General features: G+C 59.8%; 20 protein-coding genes. 6 read left to right on the top strand and 14 right to left on the bottom strand.

The features are described from left to right. Nucleotides 1-88: 88 nt before the first annotated feature. From AC0IW7_RS03445 to algD, 8 genes are all read right to left on the bottom strand, one after another. Nucleotides 89-1201, bottom strand: a complete 1113-nt coding sequence (locus tag AC0IW7_RS03445; protein ID WP_471815764.1) for a mannuronate-specific alginate lyase — start codon at nt 1199-1201, stop codon at nt 89-91. After that, nucleotides 1198-2691, bottom strand: coding sequence for an alginate O-acetyltransferase (locus AC0IW7_RS03440; protein ID WP_471816108.1), 1494 nt, complete (start codon nt 2689-2691; stop codon nt 1198-1200). Before AC0IW7_RS03440 ends, AC0IW7_RS03445 begins: the two co-directional genes overlap by 4 nt. 14 nt (nt 2692-2705) lie before the next feature. After that, nucleotides 2706-4349, bottom strand: a complete 1644-nt coding sequence (algG, locus tag AC0IW7_RS03435; RefSeq protein WP_471815762.1) for a mannuronan 5-epimerase AlgG — start codon at nt 4347-4349, stop codon at nt 2706-2708. 26 nt (nt 4350-4375) lie between these two features. Beyond that, a complete protein-coding gene (locus AC0IW7_RS03430; protein WP_471815760.1) occupies nt 4376-5857 on the bottom strand; it encodes an alginate export family protein in 1482 nt (493 codons plus the stop codon). Further along, nucleotides 5854-7302, bottom strand: a complete 1449-nt coding sequence (algK, locus tag AC0IW7_RS03425) for an alginate biosynthesis TPR repeat lipoprotein AlgK (protein WP_471815758.1) — start codon at nt 7300-7302, stop codon at nt 5854-5856. The genes AC0IW7_RS03430 and algK overlap by 4 nt, the downstream gene beginning before the upstream one ends. 3 nt (nt 7303-7305) lie before the next feature. Beyond that, the gene (locus tag AC0IW7_RS03420) at nt 7306-8472 is read right to left on the bottom strand and encodes a PilZ domain-containing protein (RefSeq protein WP_471815756.1); all 1167 of its coding nucleotides are present in this window, start codon (nt 8470-8472) and stop codon (nt 7306-7308) included. A 44-nt stretch (nt 8473-8516) separates the two neighbouring features. Continuing rightward, the gene (gene alg8, locus AC0IW7_RS03415; protein ID WP_463381810.1) at nt 8517-9998 is read right to left on the bottom strand and encodes a mannuronan synthase; all 1482 of its coding nucleotides are present in this window, start codon (nt 9996-9998) and stop codon (nt 8517-8519) included. A gap of 140 nt (nt 9999-10138) precedes the next feature. Then, nucleotides 10139-11449, bottom strand: coding sequence for a GDP-mannose 6-dehydrogenase (gene algD, locus AC0IW7_RS03410; RefSeq protein ID WP_471815754.1), 1311 nt, complete (start codon nt 11447-11449; stop codon nt 10139-10141). An 896-nt stretch (nt 11450-12345) separates the two neighbouring features. Between algD and AC0IW7_RS03405 the strand changes: the two genes are divergently transcribed. Beyond that, nucleotides 12346-14169: a glycoside hydrolase family 18 protein gene (locus AC0IW7_RS03405; protein WP_471815752.1), complete on the top strand. Its 1824-nt coding sequence runs from the start codon at nt 12346-12348 to the stop codon at nt 14167-14169. Between the two features lie 90 nt (nt 14170-14259). Here AC0IW7_RS03405 and yaaA read toward each other — a convergent pair whose 3' ends face one another. Then, nucleotides 14260-15039, bottom strand: a complete 780-nt coding sequence (gene yaaA, locus AC0IW7_RS03400) for a peroxide stress protein YaaA (RefSeq protein ID WP_471815750.1) — start codon at nt 15037-15039, stop codon at nt 14260-14262. 63 nt (nt 15040-15102) lie between these two features. Continuing rightward, nucleotides 15103-16047 (bottom strand): GlxA family transcriptional regulator, encoded by a 945-nt coding sequence (locus tag AC0IW7_RS03395; RefSeq protein ID WP_471815748.1) that lies wholly within the window; start codon nt 16045-16047, stop codon nt 15103-15105. Between the two features lie 122 nt (nt 16048-16169). Between AC0IW7_RS03395 and AC0IW7_RS03390 the strand changes: the two genes are divergently transcribed. Further along, on the top strand, nt 16170-16640 hold the full coding sequence (locus AC0IW7_RS03390; RefSeq protein WP_471815746.1) for a nuclear transport factor 2 family protein: 471 nt from the start codon (nt 16170-16172) through the stop codon (nt 16638-16640). 16 nt (nt 16641-16656) lie between these two features. Here AC0IW7_RS03390 and AC0IW7_RS03385 read toward each other — a convergent pair whose 3' ends face one another. Together AC0IW7_RS03385 and AC0IW7_RS03380 are read right to left on the bottom strand one after the other, a co-directional pair. Further along, the gene (locus AC0IW7_RS03385; RefSeq protein ID WP_471815744.1) at nt 16657-16947 is read right to left on the bottom strand and encodes a type II toxin-antitoxin system RelE/ParE family toxin; all 291 of its coding nucleotides are present in this window, start codon (nt 16945-16947) and stop codon (nt 16657-16659) included. Beyond that, nucleotides 16922-17173, bottom strand: a complete 252-nt coding sequence (locus AC0IW7_RS03380) for a ribbon-helix-helix protein, CopG family (protein ID WP_122492864.1) — start codon at nt 17171-17173, stop codon at nt 16922-16924. The genes AC0IW7_RS03385 and AC0IW7_RS03380 overlap by 26 nt, the downstream gene beginning before the upstream one ends. Before the next feature lie 336 nt (nt 17174-17509). On the opposite strand from AC0IW7_RS03380, the gene AC0IW7_RS03375 reads away from it, so the two are divergent. Then, entirely contained in the window at nt 17510-17773 is a 264-nt protein-coding gene (locus AC0IW7_RS03375; RefSeq protein WP_471816106.1) for a GIY-YIG nuclease family protein, read from the top strand. A gap of 64 nt (nt 17774-17837) precedes the next feature. Beyond that, a complete protein-coding gene (locus AC0IW7_RS03370; protein WP_471815742.1) occupies nt 17838-18776 on the top strand; it encodes a glutathione S-transferase family protein in 939 nt (312 codons plus the stop codon). Between the two features lie 137 nt (nt 18777-18913). Here the strand turns inward: AC0IW7_RS03370 and AC0IW7_RS03365 are convergent, their stop codons facing one another. Both AC0IW7_RS03365 and AC0IW7_RS03360 read right to left on the bottom strand, forming a co-directional pair. Beyond that, nucleotides 18914-20023 carry a polyamine ABC transporter substrate-binding protein gene (locus tag AC0IW7_RS03365; protein WP_471815740.1) on the bottom strand — a complete coding sequence of 370 codons (1110 nt, stop codon included), beginning with the start codon at nt 20021-20023 and terminating at the stop codon, nt 18914-18916. A gap of 232 nt (nt 20024-20255) precedes the next feature. Next, a complete protein-coding gene (locus AC0IW7_RS03360) occupies nt 20256-20693 on the bottom strand; it encodes a nucleoside deaminase (protein ID WP_471815739.1) in 438 nt (145 codons plus the stop codon). Nucleotides 20694-20899: 206 nt separating this feature from the next. On the opposite strand from AC0IW7_RS03360, the gene AC0IW7_RS03355 reads away from it, so the two are divergent. Together AC0IW7_RS03355 and AC0IW7_RS03350 are read left to right on the top strand one after the other, a co-directional pair. Further along, nucleotides 20900-21634: an SDR family oxidoreductase gene (locus tag AC0IW7_RS03355; RefSeq protein ID WP_471815738.1), complete on the top strand. Its 735-nt coding sequence runs from the start codon at nt 20900-20902 to the stop codon at nt 21632-21634. Between the two features lie 160 nt (nt 21635-21794). Further along, on the top strand, nt 21795-22132 hold a 338-nt coding region (locus tag AC0IW7_RS03350), incomplete at its 3' end, for a hypothetical protein (protein WP_471815736.1).

Raw genomic sequence — 22132 nt, 5'->3', positions numbered from 1 at the left:
CCGCCTTTACTCAATTGCTCGGGCTGAAATCCAACCCCTCACCCCAGCCCTCTCCCCGCTGGGGAGAGGGGGCTTAATGGTGCGAAACTCAAGAATCCTTCTTGCCCTTCTCCGCCTGCGGATCAAACACGCGGGTCAAATCGCCACCCAGGCGAAAGGTCTTGAACGGCTGCATCGACTGCTTCCACTTCAACGTATCCCCGGCGCATTGGTAGAGCTGGCAGTACGGTTCCAGCCAGGCAAATTTGCTGTCGATTTTCAGGTCGTCCATGTCCTGTTTTTCGCCGGCTTTGCTGGCGAATTCGTCCGGGTCGTTGACGCCTTCCATCACCCGCTTGGCCAAGCGGCTGAGGGCGTCGCGGTTTTCCGTGCGCAGGTCGACATCGTTGGCTTTGGCGAAACTGGCGATCATGGCCAGCGGCGGCAAGGCGTAGTTGTGGTAGGCGAGGGCGCGCTGTTTACGTTTCAGTTCGTTGGGCAAAAAGCCTTCGTCGTCGACTTGATTGGCGCCGACGCGGTATTGCTCAATGGCCCAGTCGAACAGGTCTTGGCGATCAGTCGCCACCGCCGTGGCCATCACCGACCACGCCGCCCAATACGAGTGGTTGTTCACCTGTTTCAGCGGCAGGTAGCTCCAGTCTTTCACCACCTGATCGCCCAACTTGCTGAACCAGCGCTCGATCAATTGCGCCTGTTGCGGGTAAGCCGCCAGCGGTTTCGATTCGGAAAACTTCAAGCGCAGATACGCCGACGCCACACTGCCCAACGCCCATTTGCGCATCGACTTGCCGGTGTGGTTGAAGTCGGTGCTGAGCAACGCATCGGCCTGGGCCCAGGTGGTCAGCCAGTTGAGGGTGCAGTCGAGCTGCTCCTGGCGACCGTCTCGCATGTAGCCCATCACCTGCTTACTCACGCCGCGCTCCAATGTGGTGATGCTGGCGGTGGAGTCGCGGAAGGCTTTTTCCGATTCCTTGTTCAGCGTGGCGCGGGCTTTGTCGGAGCCTTCGTATTTGCTGCGAAACACCAGCTTGTCGGTGTAAGGCTTGGGCGGCGCGCCGCATTGTTCTTCCGGCGGTTTGCTTTTTTTGCTTTCAATCGGCGCGTAGTAACCCTGGGGTGGAACCAGGGCGGCACTGGCGCCCCCGGCAACCAACAAGGTGCTCAACGCTGCGCTGCGCAGCAAGGTGTGAGGGATGTTCATAGGTTCGTGCCTCCTGCGGCTTTTGCCGTTAGGGTGCCGGCCCCGCCTGCCGGACGTTTGCACAGCGTGGCTTTCACGCTGAGGCCGTCGGGCATTTGCTCGGGGCTGTGAATTTCCATGGCGAGCATGTTCAGCTCTGCCCAGCCAGGGTCGTTACGCAGTTGGAACACGTAGCGGCCACCGGTATCGGCGGCGGCGCTTTGTTCCAGTTTGAGGTTCTCGCGGCGGCCGTTGAGGTACCAGATGGTCGCCTGCAGCGTTTTCACTGAAGGGTCGCTGAAGGTCAGGTCGATCTGGTGTTGGCCGCCTTGCAGGTCGAGCAATTGGTTCTTGCCGTTGACCAGGATCTCGGTGCTGCCGTTGTGCAGTTTCACGTCGTTCTTCAGCAGCGCTTTTTGCCCTTCACAGCCGTTGTCCACCAGCGGCATGGCTTGGCGGTAGAAGCTTTTCTGCGCCATGTCGTAGTGCGTGGCGAATTCCCAGACGATGATTTTCGGCGGGTGTTCGTGGAATTCCTGGCTGCTCAGGTATTGCAGCAGCGAGCTGTCGAAGCCGCCGCCGGAGATGGCGTTGTTGAGAATTTCTGCGCCGCTGTATTGCTCCAGAAAACCGGCGAAGTTGTACGCCGGCCCACTGTTACTGGTGCCCACCAGCGCCACCTGCGGCTGCGATTCGTCGCCGAACAAGTCATCGCCGCCGCCTTCACCGCCGCCGCTGTCGGCCACGGCGGTTTCGAAACGGTCGACGTACTGAGTGGCGTAGCTGTTGCCGCACAACTGCGCGGCGGCTTTGTGAAAGGTGCCGAGTTTCGACAGCAAACCCACGCGCTTGCTTTCGTACTGCTGCTTGGGAATGTCGTCGAAGCCGGGAATTTCTTTCAGCGTGGCGGCGGTGATTTTCGCGGTGCGCTCGGCACCGTAAGGCGTCCAGTGGTGGTCGCCTTTGAAGTAGTAGGCGTGCTGCTCGTTTTCATCGAACAACGGGCTGAAATCCGGCACCCACATGCCGGTCTGGCGCAGCTTTTCCACGGTGGCGAGGTAGTTCTTTTTCGCCAAGTCGTAGTTGAACGCCTTGCGCTCGTCATCGGTGAGTTTTTCCCGGTTGATGAGGCCGCGTGTCGGTTGGTACACCACCACCAGTTCGATGCCTTTTTTCTTCAGGGCATCGCGCAACGCTTTGAGTTTGGCGTAGCCCTCTGGCGTGGTGCCGAAGTCGGTGCGCAGGTCGTAGGTGGTACGGAACAGCCAGTCATCCTGGGCCTGCACCAAGTGGGTAAAGAAGCCCAGGTACTTGGTGTTATACAAGTTGTTGTTTGCCGCCGCCGGGCACAGCGGCGGATTACCGCGCACGCTGTATGTCGGCGCGCCGGTTTCGGCGCCCTCGGCGCCCTCTGCCATAGCGGCGGCGGCGAGCAGGGCGAGCGCCAGTGCAGACAGGGCGAGCCTTTTGGCTGAGCGCTTGGCGGTGTGCAGGGGCTTGTCTACGTACATGAAATGCATGCTCCTCAGTCCTGAAGTTCGGCCTGGCGTTCAACGGGGTCGATCAGCACTGCCTTATCCTGGCGAACCATCAGGTCCAGAATTTCGTTTTGCTTGTCGCCGAGAATTCCGGAGAAGCTGATGCCCGACGATTTGGTCGGCGCCAGCATGGCCACTCGGTACAGCTCCACACTCAATGGCGAGTCGATGGACAGCGGCCCCGAGCCGTTGCTGATCAGCTCGCCGCCGACCACGATCATCGACACCTTGGTGTCGAACGGGTCCAGATCGATGTCGCGGTCGGTGTCGCTCAGGTCTTTGATGTGGCCGTACACGCCGACCAGGTGGTTGTCGGCGGCCAGGTTCTCGTACAGGCGAATGTTCACGCTGTTGCGCAGGCGAATGCCGTGGCGCGCGTTGCTCATCACCTGGTTGCCCCAAATCAGGTTGTTGGAGCTTTCGTACAGCGTGATGCCGTCGGATTTGTTGCGGTAAACCTCGTTGTAAGCGACGAGGTTGTTCACGCTGTTGCGGTCGATGACGATGCCGGACAGCGCGTTGTCGTAGACCTTGTTGTTGATGATCCAGCTGTCATCCACCTCGCGGGAAATGATGATGCCGTGCTTCTTGTGCGTGCCGTACACGGTGTTGCCGGCGATCACCAGGCGGCGCGAGCGGTCGTGGGGGTCGATGCCGTAGATGATGTTGTCGCGGTAAACGTTGTCTTTGATGACGAAGTCCTGGGTTTCGTAGCAGTAAAAGCCGTACCACATGTCCGAGAACTCGGAACCGATGATCCAGCCGGTGGGCATCGGTCGGCCCATTTGCTTGCTCATGTTGGGCGTGTATTGGGAAATGCTGACGCCGTAGGACTTGCTGGTGCTGTAACCGAAACTGGCGATTTTGCTGTTGACAATGTAGGTCTCGGTGCCGCCCCAAGAGAGCAGGAACGGGCGAAATTCTTCGGGCTTCTTGAAGGTGGCCGGCGCCTTCTTCGCTTCGTTCCAGCCGGTGAGCTGGGTGTCGGTGATAAACAATTTGCCGTCGTTGACGATAAACGCGCCGCGATCCTGGGAGAGGCGCAGTTCCTTGACGTCTTTACCAATCTGCAGCGTCGCGTCTTTGGCCACCACCAGCGGCAAGCGCAGGGTGAACACGCCATTGGCATCGGCGGTGAAGTACTGCTTGGGCAGCTTTTTCGCCACTTCGCCCAGGCTGACGTAGCCGCCTTCGATAAAGATCGCCTGCGGCATGCCGCGCTGGCGGGTCACCCATTCGGCCATGCGGTTGTTGCCGCCGATAAATTCTTTCAGCGCATCTTGCTGCACCATGCGCCGCACGGTAACGCTGCCTTTTTTGCGGCGGTCGATCTTGGCGTTTACCGCCTCGGCGGTGTAGCCGCTGAGGTCGGGCAATTTCGGTGCGGCCAATTCCAGCGCCTCGGTGGGCGCAGTGGTCACGGTGTAGCTTTTGGCCTGGCGCAATTCTTTGGTCGCTTGTGGCTTGCCGTCGGTGCCGGGCAATGGCGCGTCGCTGGCGCGTGCCACGTTTTGCTGGCTGTCGGACGCCGGCGGCACCTCCACAGCCAGCGCCGCAGGGCCGAACGCACCGGTGAACAGCAGCACGCCGGCCAACAGCAGCGGATGGAGCGGCGGGGTGTGTGCAGTCATCGCAAGGGGTCTCCCGTGGCCGGTCATCAGTAGCGCCAGATCACGTCAACAAACGCGCGGTGCATGTACGAGTCGGCATCCGGGCCGTAGGCGTCGCCGGGCTTGAACACGCCGCCACGAAGGCGCACCAGCGCCGAGGGTTCGTCGATGCTTTCGCTGACGGCAGCGGGCAGCAGGCCCTGTTTGAAGTACTTGGTGAGCACCACGTCGACTTCCTGGCCGATGTCTTTTTCACCGTCTTGCATGGCGGCGTTGATGCCGCTGGTGCCGATCGGTTGCTCGTCATCGACGCGCCAGAACTTGTGGTACACCAGGCTCGCGTCGTAGTCCTCGCGCAGTTGCCAGGAACCGAACACGGTGGCCGCTTGCAGGTTGCTCAACTCGCCCCGAAACGCCTCGCCAAAGCGGTGCACCCGCGAGCGTGTGCCGGTGTAGGTGGAGCGGTTACTTTGCAGGCCGGTCTGCTCGAAGTTGTCTTCGCCGCTGTCGCCACCGCCGCCGCTGCCACGGGCGTAGGCGGCGCCGACTTTCCAGTGTTCATCGAGGTTGAAACGCAGGCCCAAGTCAGTGCCCCAGGCGTTGACGTCGCCGCTTTGCTTGCCGGTGGCAATCTGCTCGCCGCCCGCTGTGGTGGTGTTCAGGCGGTCGCGGTCGCCGGTCAGCCAGGTGGCGCTGGCCCAGTAGTTGAGGCGGTTTTCGTTGCGGTGGTTGTAGGCGTCGCTGTTGGCCTGAATGCCGAGCCAGGTGAGGTCGCCGGTGCTGGTTTTGTCCAGCTCATCGACGGTTTCGCCGGGGCGATTGAGGTCGCCGTCGTCGCGGGCGTGTTGCACGCTGAGGCCGACCCACTGGCCGGGCGTCCATTGCGTTTCCACGTCGCCATAAAGGTGCAGGCGGTCTTTGTCTTTCGGCGCCAGCTCGTCGAGGTCGGTGCGGTATTCGCTGAAGCGTTCGGCCGCGCCCAGGTGGGCGCGCAGCAAGGTGGTGTCGAAGGTCCAGTTCAGCGCTTCGATATTGGTGTCGCGCCACATGCCGTCGTCGTTGCGCAGGCGCTGGCGGCCCAGGCGCAGTTCTTCGCCGGGGTAGGGCGTGAGGCCCGAGTAACCGACCCAGAATTCGCGCAGCGCCAGGTAGCTTTTGTCGGGCTGGCGGCTGTCGTCGCTGCTGTTGCTGCTTTGGGCGTTCTCGCCGTCCTCGGGTTGTTGCAGGGTGTCGGTTTCGATGATGTCGGTGGCGCTCACCGCCTGGCCCATGGCGTAGCCGCTCCAGTTGCCGCGCTTGCCGTACACCCACGGGCGCAGGTCGATACCCACACCGCTGACGTCGCCGCCGCTGCGGGTGCCGAGGTCGCGGTCATCTTCGGACTGGGCGGTAATCTTCACGTCCAGGCCCCAACTGCTGCTGTCGGTCATTTGCACGGCCCAGGCGGAGTGGGCGGTGATCAACGTAGCGCTCAGGCCGAAACCGGCGCTCATCCATGCTTTGGTGGTTTTGCGTTTTGCGTGGCTCATAGCGGCTCCTGCCCGTCCTGAGGTTGCATGGCTTGCATCTGTGTCGTCTGTTGTAGAACGGCGCCGCGCAAGGCTTGTTCCTGTTGCAGCAGGCGCTCAGCCTGGGGACGTGAGCCAGGGGGTAATAGCTGTTCGATTTGCGCCGCCAGCTCGGGCGCTTGCGCAGTGCCTTTTTGCACGGCGATCTGGCTGAACACGAAGGCGTTCACCGGATCGGGCTGAATGCCGCGGCCCTGGGAAAACATTTGCGCCAGGGCGAAGTCGGCGCTGTTCTGCCCGGCGCGGGCGGCGGCCAGCAGGTGGTCCAGCGCCTGTTGCGGCTGCACCTTGCCGAGGTAGCCACGGCGGTACATCTGGCCCAGGTAGTAATTGGCGCTGGTTTCGGTCGGCGCCGCTTTTAGCAGGTGTTGTTCGGCTTTCTGCGGGTCGGCCGGCAGCAACTTGCCTTCGTAATAGAGTTTGCCCAGCAGCAGTTCGGCGCGCGGTTGCGCGGCGTCGCGACCGTTTTTCAGGTAACCGAGCATCTTGTCGATGTCGCCTTGTTCCGGGTAGTCGTACAGCAGTTGCGCGAGGCTGACCCACGCGGCGGGGTAGGTGGGGGCAATCTGTTCGAGCAATTCCTGCGCCGTGGCCGGGTCGGTTTTGCCGGCGTTTTCGCTGTCAGCCGAGGCCGTTACCAGCTCCTGATCGGCCAGTACCAGGGCCACGCCTTCCATGCGCGCGGCCGGCACCACGCCACGGCCATAGGCGCTGCGCAGTTGCTCGACCAGGGCTTTTTGCTTATCTGCTTCGCCGCGTTTCTGGTACACGGTGGCGAGTTCGACGTAGCAGACGTCGGCAGTGGCCAGGGCCTGTTGGCAGATTTTTTCCACGTCGGCCAGATGCGCGTCATACGTGCCTTGCGTGCGGTACAGCAGCACCTGCGCGAGTTCCGCTTGCGGGTGGCCCTGCTCACGCCACTGGCTGATTTTTTCCTGGGCATTCACGTCGGGAAAAGTCTGCGGATATTGCAGATACAGCATCGCCAGTGGCAGCACAGCGCCTTCTTCGCCGTTGGCAAACGCCTGCTTGAGGCGCTGCTCGGCTTCTTTGTGCTCGGCCTCGGTGGCGTTGGGTTTGGTTGCCAGCAGCCGGCCCAGGCGCGACGCCGCACGCGGCGAGTTGTCCGCCGCTTGCCGGAACGTGTCCTCGGCGGCAGCCAGTTGCGCCGGGTCGCCGCTTTGCAGCTGGATATCTGCGAGCCCCACCGAGGCGTCGGCGTAGCCCATGTCGGCCAAGGCTTTGTAGTTCGCCTGAGCGGTCGCGGTGTCGCCGTTTTTCAGCGCCTCGTTGGCCAGGCGTTGATCGGGCAAGCCCGCGCAGCCAGCCATGGCCAGGGCGAGCAGCCATGGCGTGACGGCCAGCCACGGCGTGCGTGCAAACGAGTGGAGAGTAGGAGCGGCCATGGGTTAAAGCCCTGCCGCCAGCGCCTTGTCGGCGAACCAGCCGAAGGACGGACCGTTGTCGCTGCTCACTTCCACCGGGCGACCGGCCAGGGCGTTGTCCAGCGGCTCGTCGGGTTGGATCACCACGCGAATGTCCGACGACAAATTACCGGTGTCATTCAGGCTGCTGCTGAGCACCTTGCCGCTGCGCACCTCATCCACGCCAGCGACCTGGAAATTCACTCGGGCGCCGGGCTTGATTTCGTTGAATTTGCTGTAGGGGAAACGCGCTTCGATTTGCGCTTTGGCCTCGCGAGAAACCAAGTCGAAAATCACATCGCCCTTGCTCGCGTATTGGCCGTCGGCCACGTATTGCTTGGCCAGCACGCAGTCGCATGGGCTGGTCAGGGTGCCTTTCATTTGCTTGCTGAACAGCGTGGCGACGTTGGACGGGCTCAGTTGTTTGTCGTCCAGATGGCCCTTGAGCATTTCCAGCATCGAGGCGCTGAAGGTGGCGATAGGCGCGCCTTTTTTAACCAGGCCGTCGGCGCCGATCAGGCTTTGCACCGTGCCTTCGCGCGGCATCGTCACCTGCATACCCGGCACGTTGACCAGCGCCGATTGCGCGTGGGTGACGAAGTACAGGCTGTAGATGGATTTGAACAGAAAACCGAACGCCAGCAGGCCGACCAGGAACACGCCAACACTAAAGGTGACCGCGCGCATGCGGGCAAACGCGCTCATGCCGGCGCCGGTTTTTTGCTTACGCGCTTTGGTGAAGTTTTCGCGCTGCAAGGTGGTGAGCAGCTCACCGACGCTGACCAGTTCGCCGCTCAAGTGGGCGGTAATCAAATGGCGCAGCGTGGCGATTTCCCGTGGGCGCATATTGCTGAATTGGCAGCCGACGCGCTGGGTGTCGGGGTCTACCGAACGCACCTGGAATTCGGTGTCGATGGCCAGGGTGATGTTGTCGATCACGAAGAGCATTTTGCCTTTGTGAAAGTCGCCCACCTGCACGTTGCTAGTGGCCGCCGCGTAGCTGAAGCCGCCGGCAGACATGTCGGTGACGGTCTGTTCCACCACCTCGCGGTTCTTGCCGCTGAAGCGGATTTTGGCCGGCAGGCGCACCCGGGCGAACTGACGCTGGGCTTCGGATTCGTGCACCACATTGACGTTGACGGCTGTATTCATGGGCTTGTTCCTACTCGAGAGTCGTTGATGCATTGGGGTCGCGCTCACACCACCAGCAGCAGCGTGGCGACAAACACACTGGTGGCAGAGAAGGTCATGGTTCGCGACGACCAGGTGTTGAACCACTGCTGAAAGCTGGCGAGGTCGCGGTTGAGCTTGGTCGGCTGGCGGGTCCAGGATTGCTGGTCAAGGCGGAAGAACACGTAGATCTTCACCATCGCGCCGACGATCTGGTTGTAATAAAGAATCACCGGGTAAGCGGGGCCGATGTGGTGGCCGCTGACTGCGAGCAACAGCGTCAGCACCAGGCGGGTAAAGCCGATCCACAGCAGGTACACGAGAAAGAACGCGATGCTGTATTTGAGGCTGGCGATGATCGCCACGGTGAGGCCCAGCAGGCAGGTCCACATCGACACGCGCTGGTCGAACAGCACCACGCTGGTGAACAGCCCGAGGCGCTTGACGCCCAATTTCATGGCCCGCGAGTTCTGCCGCAGGTTGTTGCCGTACCAGCGAAACATCAGCTTGCGGCTGGCCTTGATAAAACTCTTTTCCGGCGGGTGCTCGACGGTGTTGATCGCAGCGTCGGGCACATAGAACGTGTCGTAGCCCAGGCGCATCAGGCTGTACCAGCTGGACTTGTCGTCGCCGGTGAGAAACCTGAAGCGGCCCAGGCGCCAGTGGTCGAGCGAGTCGCTTTCCACGTCGGCGATAAATTCAGGGTTGCTGATCACCGGCGCGCGGAACATCGACATCCGCCCGGTCAGCGTCAGCACGCGCTTGGACAGGCCCATCGAGCACATGTTGATGTGCCGCTGAGCGAAGCGCAGCTTGTGCCACTCGCTCATGATGTAGCTGCCGCGCACTTCGCAGAATTCGTTAGTGGTGAGGCCGCCGACATTGGGGAACAGCTTGAAATACGGCACGGTGCGGCGCACCACGCCAGGCTCGAGCACGCTGTCGCCATCGATCACCGCCACCACGGCATCGCGGTCAGGCAGGTGCCGGGAAATGGCGCGGAAGCCGTGGGCCAAACCATCGCGTTTGCCGGTGCCGGCGATACGCACGAAGTCGAGGGTGACGCGTTCCGGCGGGTTGTATTTTTCCCACAGGCTTTTCACCAGGAATTCGTCGGAGAGTTCGACGATGGAGCACACCACAGTGGTGGGGTAGCCGCATTCAATCGCCTCGCGAATCACCGACTGGTACACCTGCGCCGTGGTCAGTGCATCGATACGAAAACTGGTGACCATTAGAAACACGTGGGACGGGTCTGCCGCCTCGCCAAGCTTCTGCGCCTTGCGCCGGTAATGGGGAAACACCACGTACAAAAACAGCACGCCGCGCAGGAAATGCAGCGCGCCCATGGAGTAGCGCCAGATGCCCACCACACCGATGAGCAGAATGAAGTGTTTGGACTCGGGGTCGAACACTGATCGGGGTAGTGCGAGGGCGAGTGCGCACAAGAGGCTGAGGTAGAGCAGCCACCCCGCGCCTTCTGTTAAACCCTGCTTGAGCCTATCCATTTAGGTGTCCTGTCCGTCTCTCAAAAACATGCCTTCGGCCAAGGCGCAGCGCACTGCGCGCGCGACCGTGTTGCGTGTAAGGCAGGGGGTAAAAGTCGGGGCGGCACTTCAGCCAAACATCGCGCGCCCCGGACTTACGGCTACCAGCAGATGCCTTCGGTAGTGCCGTTGCTGGTGTGCTTCATGAAGCCCACCAGATCGACCACTTGCTTGCCCTTCGGGGCATGCTGCGCCAGTGGCCGGAACCGCTCATCGCGGTTGCCCAGAACGATGATGTCGGAGTTATCCACCACCTCGTTGAAGTCGCTGTTGAGCAAGGATGAAACGTGGGGAATCTTCGACTCGATGTAGTCCTTGTTCGCCCCGTGGACCCGCGCATATTCGACGTTGCTGTCGTAGATGCTCAGGTCGAAGCCTTTGCCGATCAGCATCTCGGCCAGCTCCACCAGCGGGCTTTCGCGCAGGTCATCGGTGCCGGCTTTGAAGCTCAGGCCGAGCAAGGCGACCTTGCGTTTGTCGTGGCTGGCAATGATGTCGAAGGCGTTCTGCACCTGGGCTACGTTGCTGCGCATGATGGCGCCCAGCATCGGATGTTCGACGTCCAGCTGGCTGGCGCGGTAGGTGAGGGCGCGCACGTCTTTGGGCAGGCAGGAACCGCCAAAGGCAAAGCCGGGGCGCATGTAGTACTGCGACAGGTTGAGGGTTTTGTCCTGGCAGACCACGTCCATCACCTCGCGACCATCGACGCCGACGGCTTTGGCGATGTTGCCGATCTCGTTGGCGAACGTGACCTTGGCCGCGTGCCAGACATTGCAGGTGTACTTGATCATCTCGGCGACTTCGATGTCTTTGCGGATGATCGGCGCGTCCAGCTCGCTGTACAGCGATTCCAAGGCGTCGCCCGATTGTTTGTCCAGCTCGCCAATCACGGTCATCGGCGGCTGGTCGTAGTCTTTGATCGCCGTGCTTTCACGCAGGAATTCCGGGTTCACCGCTACGCCAAAATCCACACCGGCTTTTTTGCCCGAGCAATCTTCGAGCAGGGGAATAACCACATTCTTCACCGTGCCGGGCAGCACGGTACTGCGCACCACCACGGTGTGGCGGGTCGTTTTGTCGCGCAGGACAAAGCCGATTTCGCGGCACACCGACTCGATGTAATCGAGCTCCAGGTCGCCGTTTTTCTTGCTCGGGGTACCGACGCACAGCATCGAAAGTTCGGTGTCGCGTATTGCAGCGGCAACATCGGTGGTGCCTCGCAGGCGGCCGGTCTCTATGCCCTGCTGTAACAAGGCTTCAAGGCCGGGTTCGACGATTGGCGATTTGCCGCTATTGATCAGGTTGATCTTGTCTTCGGATATATCCACACCTACAACTTCGTGACCGCGTGCAGACAGGCAACCGGCACATACTGCGCCGACATAACCTAAACCAAAAATGCTAATACGCATTGTATTCACCTATTACTTGAGTTACGCCGTTAAACAGTGGGTGATTAATTAACCACCGCCCATGTAAAGCGCTTCGCTTATATAAGCCGCAAAAGCGCAGGCATAAAAAGTTCGTCACATTCAACTGCGTGAATGCGTGTTTGGGCATGTTGTAAGAGGGATGCGCCCGGCTAGCAGGCCTACGCTCCAACACTGGTCGTAGAGCCCTTGGTGAGGCTGTGCAGTAGGTCTTTTGGGTACTGCTTCTCCATCATGTGCTGCTTCGTTTACATCGGGTTTGTAGCGCTTTGGTTGTAGCGACTTATAGCGAATAAACATCCACGGCTTAATGCGCAAGTTGGGTCGGCTAGTGCGGGCAGCACTAAGAAAGTCGACCTGTAAAGTCGTTACGGGGTTTATGAGCCCGCTGGGGAAATGATAGTTCCTACCGTTCGTCAGGGTTTCGCAATACTTTGAAATAAGCGGCTTATTAAAGGTGATTTCAATATAGTGGCAGGCGCGCTGTATGCCGCCGGTTATAGGGCGTTAAGCAGTTCAATAACTTTTGGCCACTACTAAAGATTAGTTGAAGTGCCGCCGGCGCAGGCACGACAGTTAGGGCCATAACGCCGAATTAAAGTTAGGCATAGTGCAGGGAACGTTTCAGGTCTTTGCCGTTCACGGCTCGCACGTATCGCTTGTTATCTGACGCCAAATATCCACTGCGCAGCTTTTGTTATGGGCCGGAACGGCCAGATTCGCCAACCAAATTCCCTCCGCAAACTTCGCTGAATTTCGGACGCTTCCTGCAACGACGGGTACAGAACCTACTTCTTTCTTTTTTTTGCGTGCCTAGCCTGGCGTCGCTGCTGGCTTTCTGCCTCGCAGTCTCCCAATCAAATTGAAGAGAGGACACCATGGTTAGTTCAAAGACCGCTTTAGCCGCGCTATTGATGTGCGGCTCGTTGACCGCTTTCGCGGGCGCGCCTCACAAGGTTGCTTATCTGACGTCGTGGGGGCTGTCTGACGCGGCCGCGCTGGAGAAGTCGGCGGTCGATACGTACATGCTTTCGTTTGGTCAATGGGATGCTAAGGGCACTATTAGTTCCTCTGACGATATCGTCACCATTCCAGCGTATGACCCTTACTGGATGTCGCCGGGATACATCGCCTGGACCGAACTCAAACACAACAATTCCAAACGCAAGATGCTGTTGGCATTTGGCGGGCAAACATACGAAAGCATCTGGTCTTACATCCAGACGCCGGAAGCCCGTGAGATTCTGGCCAAGAACATAGTTGCCCTGCTCAACACCGATTTTCCGGTGTATGGCAAGAACCTGACGCCGGACAATATCGTTGACGGCTGCCTGAGCTTCAACTGGGACGGCAGTTGCAATTTTACCGTTTATCAAAAGGCCGGCACTGTTCAATTGGATGGCGTCGACTTCGACTTCGAGAAAGCAGCACGTATTACTCCCGAAGAAAATGCCCACCTGCTGGCGCTGGTCCAGCGCATCCGCGAGTTGGCTCCAAACAAGACTATGTCGCTCACCACCTATCACGTAGGCGCGGATCCTGTGGAATGCGCGAACAGCGCTGTGCTGGAAAACTGCTCCTACATCGAAACCGATCGGTCGGCGCACCATGGGGAAGTGGTGGAACTGCTGGCCAAATCGAAAAATATTTTCGATTTCTTCAACGTCATGACCTATGACGCGGGTAAGAATTTCAAATACCAAGTGGCGCTGCAGAACTACGCGAATGTTCTGGGCGATAAGTCAAAAGTGGTGCTGGGCAATACCATCAACGCACAGTGGTCACCGCAGGGGCCGTTTGTTGAAACCGATGAGAACAACGTGGCCCGCGCTAAGTGGCAGGCCGAAAATGGTTTCGGCGGTCTCTTTGTTTGGAACTTTGGTGCCAGCACTGAACAACTTTCCATGAGCGCACAAGTGGCGAAAGTGAACGCCATGATTGACGCTATGTCTTCGGCGCAAACGCCTGCTGAGCCGGGTACGCCCAAGCCGCCCGTTACCCCTCCGGTCGTTGATCCGGTTCGTCAGGAGTCGATAACCATCACGGATGACCAACAGCTTCGTGCCATTAATGTCGAGACGTTGCTCAAGTCATACAAGCAGGTGATCGCGGTTACCAAAAATGGTGCCTGGACCGGAACCGTCGTTTTGCCCGTCTCTAACGTGGCTGAAGGAAGCGTATTCACGCTGACACGTACTGGTGCCTGGCCGACCGATATTGTCAGCAAAGAGTACGGCATCGATACGCCTGAATACGGCGAAACGCGTACCTATACATTTACTAACGGGGCATGGTCTACCAATGCCATCACCTTGAGTAAGGACGCCCAGCTGCGCGCGCTTGAAAATAGAAAAGATGGGTTGAGCCAGTATTTCCGCACGCCCATGCGCGTGACTCTGGTGCTGTCAGATGGCAACTGGACGGGCAATATCCACTTGCCTGCCACTGCTAGCGAAGGTTCCGTGCTGAAGCTGGTCCGAAACTCTGCCTGGGAAACCAATCTGTTCGTCAACGGCGCCGCTCAGGTTATCGCACGTGGCACCAGCGTCGAGTACCGGTTCAAGTCGGGAGTCTGGGTCCCGATTATTGTGGAAATGAGCTACGACGCGGTCCTGGAGACAATGGCCAATTCGCCTGAAACGTTCCGTAAGCAGTTGTTGGAGGCGCAGAAAATCAATGCAGTCTTCCAGATCAAGCCGTAACGCTACATCGCTCTGAAATGAGCTAAGCGCCTTGTTCCATGCAAAAAAAACAGCCGCGTAAAGCGGCTGTTTTTTTTTGCGTATACGGCTTCAGTTTTCAGCCGCGTCGCGCAAAAACACTAAGTGATCGGGCTTGGATTGCGCCGCATCGAACCGGTAACCCTGGTCGTTGAAATCCTTCAAGCCGGCCGGGTCGGTGAGGCGCTCTTTAATGACGTACCGCGCCATCATTCCGCGCGCTTTTTTGGCGTAGAAACTAATGATTTTGTACTGGCCGTTTTTCAGGTCTTTGAAGTCGGTGTTGATGATTCGCGCTTTCAGCGCCTGACGTTTCACCGCGCCAAAGTATTCGTTGGAGGCCAGGTTCAGCAGCACGTCATCGCCTTGCGCTTTGAGCGCCTGGTTCAGCCAGCCGCTGATGCTGTCGCCCCAGAATGCGTATAAATCCTTGCCGCGCGCGTTGGCGAGTTTGGTGCCCATTTCCAGGCGGTACGGCTGCATCAAGTCCAGCGGGCGCAGCACGCCGTATAGGCCGGAAAGCATGCGTAAATGCTTTTGCGCAAAGTCGAAGTCGTCTTCGCTGAAGTCGTCGGCGTGCATGCCGGTGTACACGTCGCCCTTGAACGCCAGCAGTGCTTGCTTGGCGTTCTTTTTGGTGAATTTTGGCGACCAGCTACCGAAGCGCGCCACGTTCAAGGCAGCAAGCTTGTCCGACAGGTGCATCAGCTCGGCCACCTGCGCCGGGGTGAAGTCGCGCAGTTGGGCGATCAGTTCCTGGGCGTGGTCGATGTGTTGCGGTTGGGTATGGCGGCTGGTTGCAGGTGGGGTGTCGTAGTCAAGGGTCTTGGCGGGTGAAATCACCATCAGCATGGCAGGCGTCTCCTAAAGGCTGCGGCGATTCTATGCGGTGACGGCCGTTTTGTCTGGCGGCTGTTAACCGCGCAAGCGTTGGCGAAAGGCACCCGGCGTTTCGCCGGATAAATGCTTGAACAGTTTGGCAAAAGCCGCACGGTCACCGAAGCCGACGTCGGCGGCCACCTGTTCCAACGAGCGCGCCGGCTGACGCAGCGCCGCCTGGGCCGCGCTAATGCGTAGCCGCTGCAAATACTCGTTGGGCGTGATGCCGGTGCTGGCGCGAAAACGCCGCAGCAAGGTACGCGGTGAGCAATTGGCCTGCTGGGCCAGGCGCGGTAAGTCCAGCGGCTCGGCGTGGTGTTCGCGCATCCAGGCCAGCAGTGGATGCAGCGGGTCAGTGCGTGGGGTGTCGGGCACCAGCGGTGCAAAACGGGTTTGCTCGCCACGGCCTTGGTCGAATACCAGCGCGGCGGCGACCTTGTGCGCCAGGTCGGCACCGGCATGCCAGCCGATCAGGTACAGGCACAGGTCTAGCCCGGCGTGCGCGCCGCCGGAGCAGAACAGGCGGTCATCGTGGGTGAGCAGGTGTTCAGCTTGCAGGTTCACGCGTGGAAAACGCTGGCGAAACTGCGATGCGAGGCTCCAGTGAGTGGTGGCAGTGCGACCGTCGAGAACCCCGGCGGCGCCGAGCAAAAAGGCACTGCTGCACAAACTGGCGAGCAAACGCCGCGGCGCCTGTTTCGCCAGCCAAGGCAACAAGGCAGCGTTCACGCTCAAGGTGGTGTCGATGGCGCTGCCGGTTGCCGGCAGCAGGATCAAGTCGGCGCTCTCGGCCAGGCTCAAATCTGCGTCTACGCTGATGCTCGCGAACTGCAGTTGCACGGCGCGGCCGTCCAGACTGAAGCGCTGTAAATGGAACAGGCGCTCGCCGGCTAGCTGGTTTGCCAGTTGAAAGGCATCCATGGCCATGCTCAGGCTCGAGCACACCGTTTGCGGGCAAATATAGAGGGCGATGCGCAACATGAAGCGCTAACCGTAAAACGAGAGGATGGCTATTTTGAACACAAACTTGTCGATTTAGCCAATCGTGGTTTTTGACCCGTGACTCGATAATGCCGCCACTTCCATCGCCAACCGGAGCCGTCATGAGCCACCCCAACGCCGAACTGATCACCCGTTTCTACCAAGCCTTCCAGCGCCAAGACGCTGAAGCCATGGCCGCGTGCTATGCCGATGACGTGACCTTCAGTGATCCGGTGTTCCCCGTGCTCAAAGGCAGCGAAGCCGCTGATATGTGGCGCATGCTCACCAGCCGTGCGCAGAACTTCTCGCTCGATTATTCAAACGTGCAAGCCGATGAGCAAAGTGGCAGTGCGCACTGGGTCGCTACTTATTTATTCAGCGGCACCGGGCGCACGGTGGTTAATCGCATTCAGGCAAGCTTCGTTTTTCGCGACGGCAAAATCGTTGAGCACCGCGATCGGTTTGACCTGTGGAAATGGTCTGCCCAGGCGCTAGGGACCAAAGGCACGTTGCTGGGCTGGACGCCGCTGGTGCAGGGCGCCATTCGTAAGCAGGCGAGCAAAGGGTTGGCGGCGTTTCGGGCCGGGCGCTGAGTTGAACCGTAGCCGTTCAGCCGCTTTCGCCTCGCTCGGCGCGCTGGTGCAACAGCCGCAGCACCTGAATCTCGTTTTTGACAAATCGATAGGGCGCGATAAAGGGCAACTCGTTTAACACCAGCTCCCGAATGCCGGGAGCCTGTGAGGGCCGGCCCAGCCCGTTGAACCGCTGCAAACAATGCAGCGAATCAAGAAGGCGTACCACGAGGGCGTCCGCATGGGCCGCCCCCACTAAGGCTTCATAGTGGTCGTGGATCGCCTCCAGATCGCTTTCGGCTTTATTGGTCAGTACGAGTTTTCGCACGGTTCACCCACTTCGCTTTCACTGCGTCGATATCCGTGAGGTTGCCGGCGTCGGCATCCTCAATTCCTTGGATGGTGGCTTGAAGCTGCCAAGACTCGGCTTCCACATAGCGCGCCAGTGCGCGCTTGAGGTGGTATTGGCGATCACGATCTGTCGCTTGGGCGAGCTCGTCCAAGCGTTCAACCAGATCGTCTTCAACTCGAAATGACAGGACGGGCGATGCCATTACAGGGGCCTCATTGGTATACAGCGTTAGCATAGTGTCGCTCCAGTATACGGGAGGCATCAGTGTATTCAGCTTGCTGGGTGGGCGCAGGTCGAAGGATCCTGGGCTGCGGCCTGGAGAGTCCGGCGATGCGCTAGGAAAAATGCGGTGAATCGCCCAACTATGTGCAGCCGTGCCTCGGTTACCATGCCCAACCCGCTGCGCTGCCAGCGCAGTAATACTTTCTACAAGGTACTCAGGTTGCAGTTGCCCGCTTCCCCCTGTGATCGCGAATCCCCATCCGTTTACGAGCCGCCTCCCGCTTGCGAGCCAAGCGCCAAGCCCTGGTTCGTCTACTTGGTCCGCGCGGCCAATGGCGCCTTGTATTGTGGAATCAGCGATGACGCGCATCGGCGCTTCGCGGTACATCAGAGCGGCAAAGGCGCGCGCTTCTTTTATTCCAGCCCGGCGGTGGCGCTGGTGTATGTAGAGCGTTGTGAAAACAAGGGCGATGCGTTGCGACGTGAACGAGCGATCAAACGGCTGAGCAAGAAAGCCAAAGAAGTGCTTGCGGCGAGCGGCACGGTGATTCAATCGGGTGATACCGCGCCATCAGCTTGATTGGGTGGGCCGGGGCCACTTTGCCGCGTAAGCTTCAGCGTTCATCTAGCGCCCCGGAGCCGTTATGTCTGAGTTGATTCTGCACCATTACCCCACATCGCCCTTTGCTGAAAAAACGCGATTGATGTTGGGGTTCAAGCAGCTGTCGTGGCGCTCGGTCATGATCTCGCCGGTCATGCCAAAACCGGATCTGGTCGCCTTGACCGGCGGCTACCGTAAGACTCCGGTGCTGCAAGTAGGCGCCGATATTTACTGCGATACCGCCTTGATCGCCCGCCGTCTTGAAGCTGAAAAAGCCGCCCCCGCGCTTTTCCCGGCTGAGCAATTGTTCGCCATCACCGGCTTTACCAACTGGATCGATTCCGTGCTGTTCCAACACGCGGTGTCCCTGGTGTTTCAACCGGATTCGGTCGCCGTGCGCTTTGGCAAATTGCCGCCTGAGGCGGTGAAAGCGTTTATCGCTGACCGCGCCGGTCTTTTCAGCGGCGGCAGCGCCAGCCGTGTGCCGTTGGCGCAAGCGCAACACCACTGGCCGCAATTCATGGCCCGTTTAGAGCAGCAGCTCGCGGCCAGCAGCAATGACTTCCTCTTCGGCGATGCCAGCCATGCCGACTTCGCCCTGGCTCACCAGTTGTGGTTCCTCAAGGCCACGCCGGTAACCGCGCCGTTGGTGGATGACTATCCGTTGGTGTCGGTCTGGCTTGGGCGCGTGCTGGGTTTTGGCCACGGCTCTTCCACGCCGATGACGGCAGAAGAGGCGCTGGAAGTCGCTCGTTCCGCCACGCCTGCGCCGTTGCCCGATGAGGCATTTGAAGACCCGAACGGTTTCAAGGCGGGACAACAGGTGACCATCGCCGCGACGGACTACGGCGTCGATCCGGTGGCGGGTGAGCTGCTGTTCGCTGGGCGCGAAGAGTTGATTCTGCGTCGCGAAGACCCACGCGGCGGGGTGGTGCATGTGCACTTCCCGCGGTTTGGTTTCAAGATTGAAGCGCAGTCCTGAGGCTCACCTGTAGGAGCCAGCTTGCTGGCGAAAGCGGCGGTGGCCATTTCGCCAGCAAGCTGGCTCCTACACAAAAGCGATTCGTTGAATAAGAAACGCCCGGCTCTGACCGGGCGTTTCTTATTCAGGCGAGCAACTCAAATGCCCGACTTGATCGTGCTCCAGCTGCGCGTAATCACCCGCAGCGCCGTTTGCGAAGGCGGCAGGCTGACAAACATTTTCGCGATCAGTTTTTCGTCTGGGTAAATCGCCGTGTTCTCGCGCACCGCTTGGTCCTGCAGCGGTTGCGAGGCGGTGTTGGGGTTGGCGTAACGCAGGTAGTTGCTGATGCCGGCGATAACCTCCGGGCGCATCAGGTAGTTGATAAACGCATGGGCGCCGGCAGCGTTCTTGGCTGTTTTGGGAATCGCCAGGTTGTCGAACCAGATGTTGCTTCCCTGATCCGGCACGCTATAGGCCACGTCATTTTTCTTGCCCGCGTCGATGGCGCTTTGCCGCGCTTGCAGCACGTCGCCGGAAAAGCCGACGGCCAAGCAAATGTCGCCGTTGGCGAGGTCAGCGATGTATTTGGTGGAGCTGAAATAGGTGATCGAAGGCTTGAGGGTTTGCAGCAATTTGGTGGCGGCGGCGATCTCCTCGGGATTTTCGCTGTTCGGGTCTTTGCCCAGGTAGAACAGCGCCAGCGGAATGATCTTGGTCGGCGCATCGAGCATGGCCACGCCGCAGCCTTTGAGCTTGGCCAGATTCTCGGGCTTGAACACCAGATCCCAGCTGTTCACGGGCGCGTTATCGCCCAGAGCGGCTTTGATTTTGGCGGTGTTGTAGCCAATGCCGATGGTGCCCCACAGGTACGGCACCGAGAAGGTATTGCCGGGATCCGACGCCTCGAGGCTTTTCATCAGCTCGGGGTTGAGGTTTTTGGCGTTGGGCAACTGGGCGCGGTCGAGCGGGCTGTAGATGCCGGCCTTGATCTGGCGGGCGAGAAACTCTGCGGAGGTCACGACCACGTCGTAGCCGGAGTTGCCGGTAAGCAGTTTGGTCTCGAGAATTTCGTTGGAGTCGTAGGGTTCCAGCACCACCTTGATGCCCGTTTCCTTTTCAAAATCGGCGAAGGTGGTGGGGCCGACATAATCGCCCCAGTTGGCGAAATGGATTTCCTGCGGGGCCGCACTGGCGTGCAGTGAAAACCCCAGAACTAACCCCATGGCGCAGCCGAGGGTGGTTTTGCCGAACGAGCCTTTCATCATGCTTACTCCGAAGAACCGAGCAGGTAATTAGAGTTATGCCTTGCATCGATTCGTTGTGGGTTTGCCGAACCACGGCGTGGCCGGCGCGCAATTACGTAAAGCGGGCAGGGGCTCGAATCTAGGGGCTGGCGCGGCGGGAAGTCTTTCGCGCGTGCACGCGCGGAAAAGTTTGAAGTAAGGCGGTGAGAACGGGGCGGCTGCCCCGTGCGCAGGTACGCGGGTTGGCGAGGGTTTACTCGCCGATGTCTTCATTCCACAGCTGCGGCTGCTCGGCAATGAACTGTTCCATCAGCGACACGCACGTGTGGTTTTGCAGCACATCGACTTGCACGCCACGGCTTCGCAGCAACGCCTCGTCGCCCATGAAGGTCTGGTTTTCACCGACGATTACGCGGCGAATGCCGTACAGAAGAATGGCGCCACTGCACATGGGGCAGGGCGACAACGTGGTGTAGAGCACCGCGTCGCGGTACAGGCTGGCGGGTTGGCGGCCGGCGTTTTCCAGCGCATCCATTTCGCCGTGTTTGATCACGCTGCCCTCTTGCACACGACGGTTATGGCCGCGCCCGATGATGCGACCGTCATGCACTAACACCGAGCCAATCGGAATGCCGCCTTCGGCCAGTCCCAACTGTGCTTCTTCGATTGCCGCTTGCATAAAGGCGTCCATGGTTTCTCCTGACATGGGATAGCGATAACCACACCCTAGGCGATTGGGCGCGTGGTGGCGATGGCTTTGTCGCTGCCAATTCACGCTTGCAGGAATGTGCAAACACGCCGCAGGAATCGAATAACCCTCACTGGCCCGGCGTTTTTATTCTTGATCCCAGACCTGCTCAGGCAGGACCTCTAAAAAAACGGATCAGGAGATACGCCATGCAAACCGTTCAGAAAGTCATCGCCATCACTGGCGCCAGCAGCGGCATTGGCGAAGCCACCGCGCGCCTTCTCGCCAGTCAGGGCGCGCGCGTGGTGCTCGGCGCCCGCCGTACCGGTCGCCTGGAAACGCTGGCCGCCGAAATTCGCGAAGCCGGTGGTATCGCCGATGTCCGCGCGCTGGATGTTACCGACATGCAAGACGTGCAGGCGTTTATCGACTTCGCCGTCGAGCGGCACGGTCGCGTTGATGTGCTGGTCAACAATGCCGGTGTCATGCCGCTGTCCAAACTCGAAGCGCTGAAGATCAATGAGTGGAATCAGATGATCGACGTGAACATTCGCGGCGTGCTGCACGGAATCGCCGCCACGTTGCCGCTGATGCAGCAACAGCGTGCCGGCCAGATCATCAACATCGCCTCTATCGGCGCCTACGCCGTCAGCCCAACCGCCGCTGTGTATTGCGCCACCAAATACGCGGTGCGGGCGATCTCCGAAGGGTTGCGTCAGGAAGTGGGCGGCGACATTCGCGTCACCGTCATCGCGCCGGGTGTGACGGAATCCGAGCTGGCCGAAAGCATCTCCGACGAAGGCGGGCGCGCTGAGATGCGTGAGTTCCGCAAGATTGCCATTCCGGCATCGGCCATCGCTCGCGCCATCGCCTACGCCGTTGAGCAACCAGCAGATGTCGACGTCAGCGAGCTGATCGTGCGACCGACCGCAAGCCCGTACTAACCCTCCCACACTCAGTGGCGACCGGCGCTATCCGCCTGTGCATAGCCTTATATATCTAATAAGTGGATATATTTAGGCGGATATTTGCGCTTTTCGCAGTAAATAAATCGATCAATACTAGCTTCACACCCAAGCAAACAAAACTTCTGGAGCGAACATCATGAAAACCAACAAATTGATCCTCAGCTTGACCCTCTCCGTACTGGCCGCCAGCGCTGTGACTGTTCACGCCACCGACCTGTACCAACAACTGAATTCCCAAGCAGTCGCTGAAAGTGGTGCTGACCGTACCGGCGCTAACCGCGTCGCTGAAGGTGGTGCCGACCGCACTGGCGCTAACCGTGTAGCTGAAGGTGGTTCCGACCGTACCGGCGCTAACCGTGTAGCTGAAGGCGGTGCTGACCGCACTGGCGCAAACCGTGTCGCTGAAAGTGGTGCTGACCGTACCGGCGCTAACCGCGTCGCTGAAGGTGGTGCCGACCGCACTGGCGCTAACCG

This window comes from Pseudomonas sp. AC229 (assembly GCF_979254655.1).
The sequence above is the reverse complement of the archived record's forward strand: the minus strand, read 5'-3'. Positions and strand labels throughout refer to the sequence as shown.

Coding starts and splice junctions, on each gene's coding strand:
- AC0IW7_RS03445 (WP_471815764.1), bottom strand. CDS start 1,201: ATGAACATCCCTCACACCTTGCTGCGCAGCGCAGCGTTGAGCACCTTG.
- AC0IW7_RS03440 (WP_471816108.1), bottom strand. CDS start 2,691: ATGTACGTAGACAAGCCCCTGCACACCGCCAAGCGCTCAGCCAAAAGG.
- algG (WP_471815762.1), bottom strand. CDS start 4,349: ATGACTGCACACACCCCGCCGCTCCATCCGCTGCTGTTGGCCGGCGTG.
- AC0IW7_RS03430 (WP_471815760.1), bottom strand. CDS start 5,857: ATGAGCCACGCAAAACGCAAAACCACCAAAGCATGGATGAGCGCCGGT.
- algK (WP_471815758.1), bottom strand. CDS start 7,302: ATGGCCGCTCCTACTCTCCACTCGTTTGCACGCACGCCGTGGCTGGCC.
- AC0IW7_RS03420 (WP_471815756.1), bottom strand. CDS start 8,472: ATGAATACAGCCGTCAACGTCAATGTGGTGCACGAATCCGAAGCCCAG.
- alg8 (WP_463381810.1), bottom strand. CDS start 9,998: ATGGATAGGCTCAAGCAGGGTTTAACAGAAGGCGCGGGGTGGCTGCTC.
- algD (WP_471815754.1), bottom strand. CDS start 11,449: ATGCGTATTAGCATTTTTGGTTTAGGTTATGTCGGCGCAGTATGTGCC.
- AC0IW7_RS03405 (WP_471815752.1), top strand. CDS start 12,346: ATGGTTAGTTCAAAGACCGCTTTAGCCGCGCTATTGATGTGCGGCTCG.
- yaaA (WP_471815750.1), bottom strand. CDS start 15,039: ATGCTGATGGTGATTTCACCCGCCAAGACCCTTGACTACGACACCCCA.
- AC0IW7_RS03395 (WP_471815748.1), bottom strand. CDS start 16,047: ATGTTGCGCATCGCCCTCTATATTTGCCCGCAAACGGTGTGCTCGAGC.
- AC0IW7_RS03390 (WP_471815746.1), top strand. CDS start 16,170: ATGAGCCACCCCAACGCCGAACTGATCACCCGTTTCTACCAAGCCTTC.
- AC0IW7_RS03380 (WP_122492864.1), bottom strand. CDS start 17,173: ATGGCATCGCCCGTCCTGTCATTTCGAGTTGAAGACGATCTGGTTGAA.
- AC0IW7_RS03370 (WP_471815742.1), top strand. CDS start 17,838: ATGTCTGAGTTGATTCTGCACCATTACCCCACATCGCCCTTTGCTGAA.
- AC0IW7_RS03365 (WP_471815740.1), bottom strand. CDS start 20,023: ATGATGAAAGGCTCGTTCGGCAAAACCACCCTCGGCTGCGCCATGGGG.
- AC0IW7_RS03360 (WP_471815739.1), bottom strand. CDS start 20,693: ATGGACGCCTTTATGCAAGCGGCAATCGAAGAAGCACAGTTGGGACTG.
- AC0IW7_RS03355 (WP_471815738.1), top strand. CDS start 20,900: ATGCAAACCGTTCAGAAAGTCATCGCCATCACTGGCGCCAGCAGCGGC.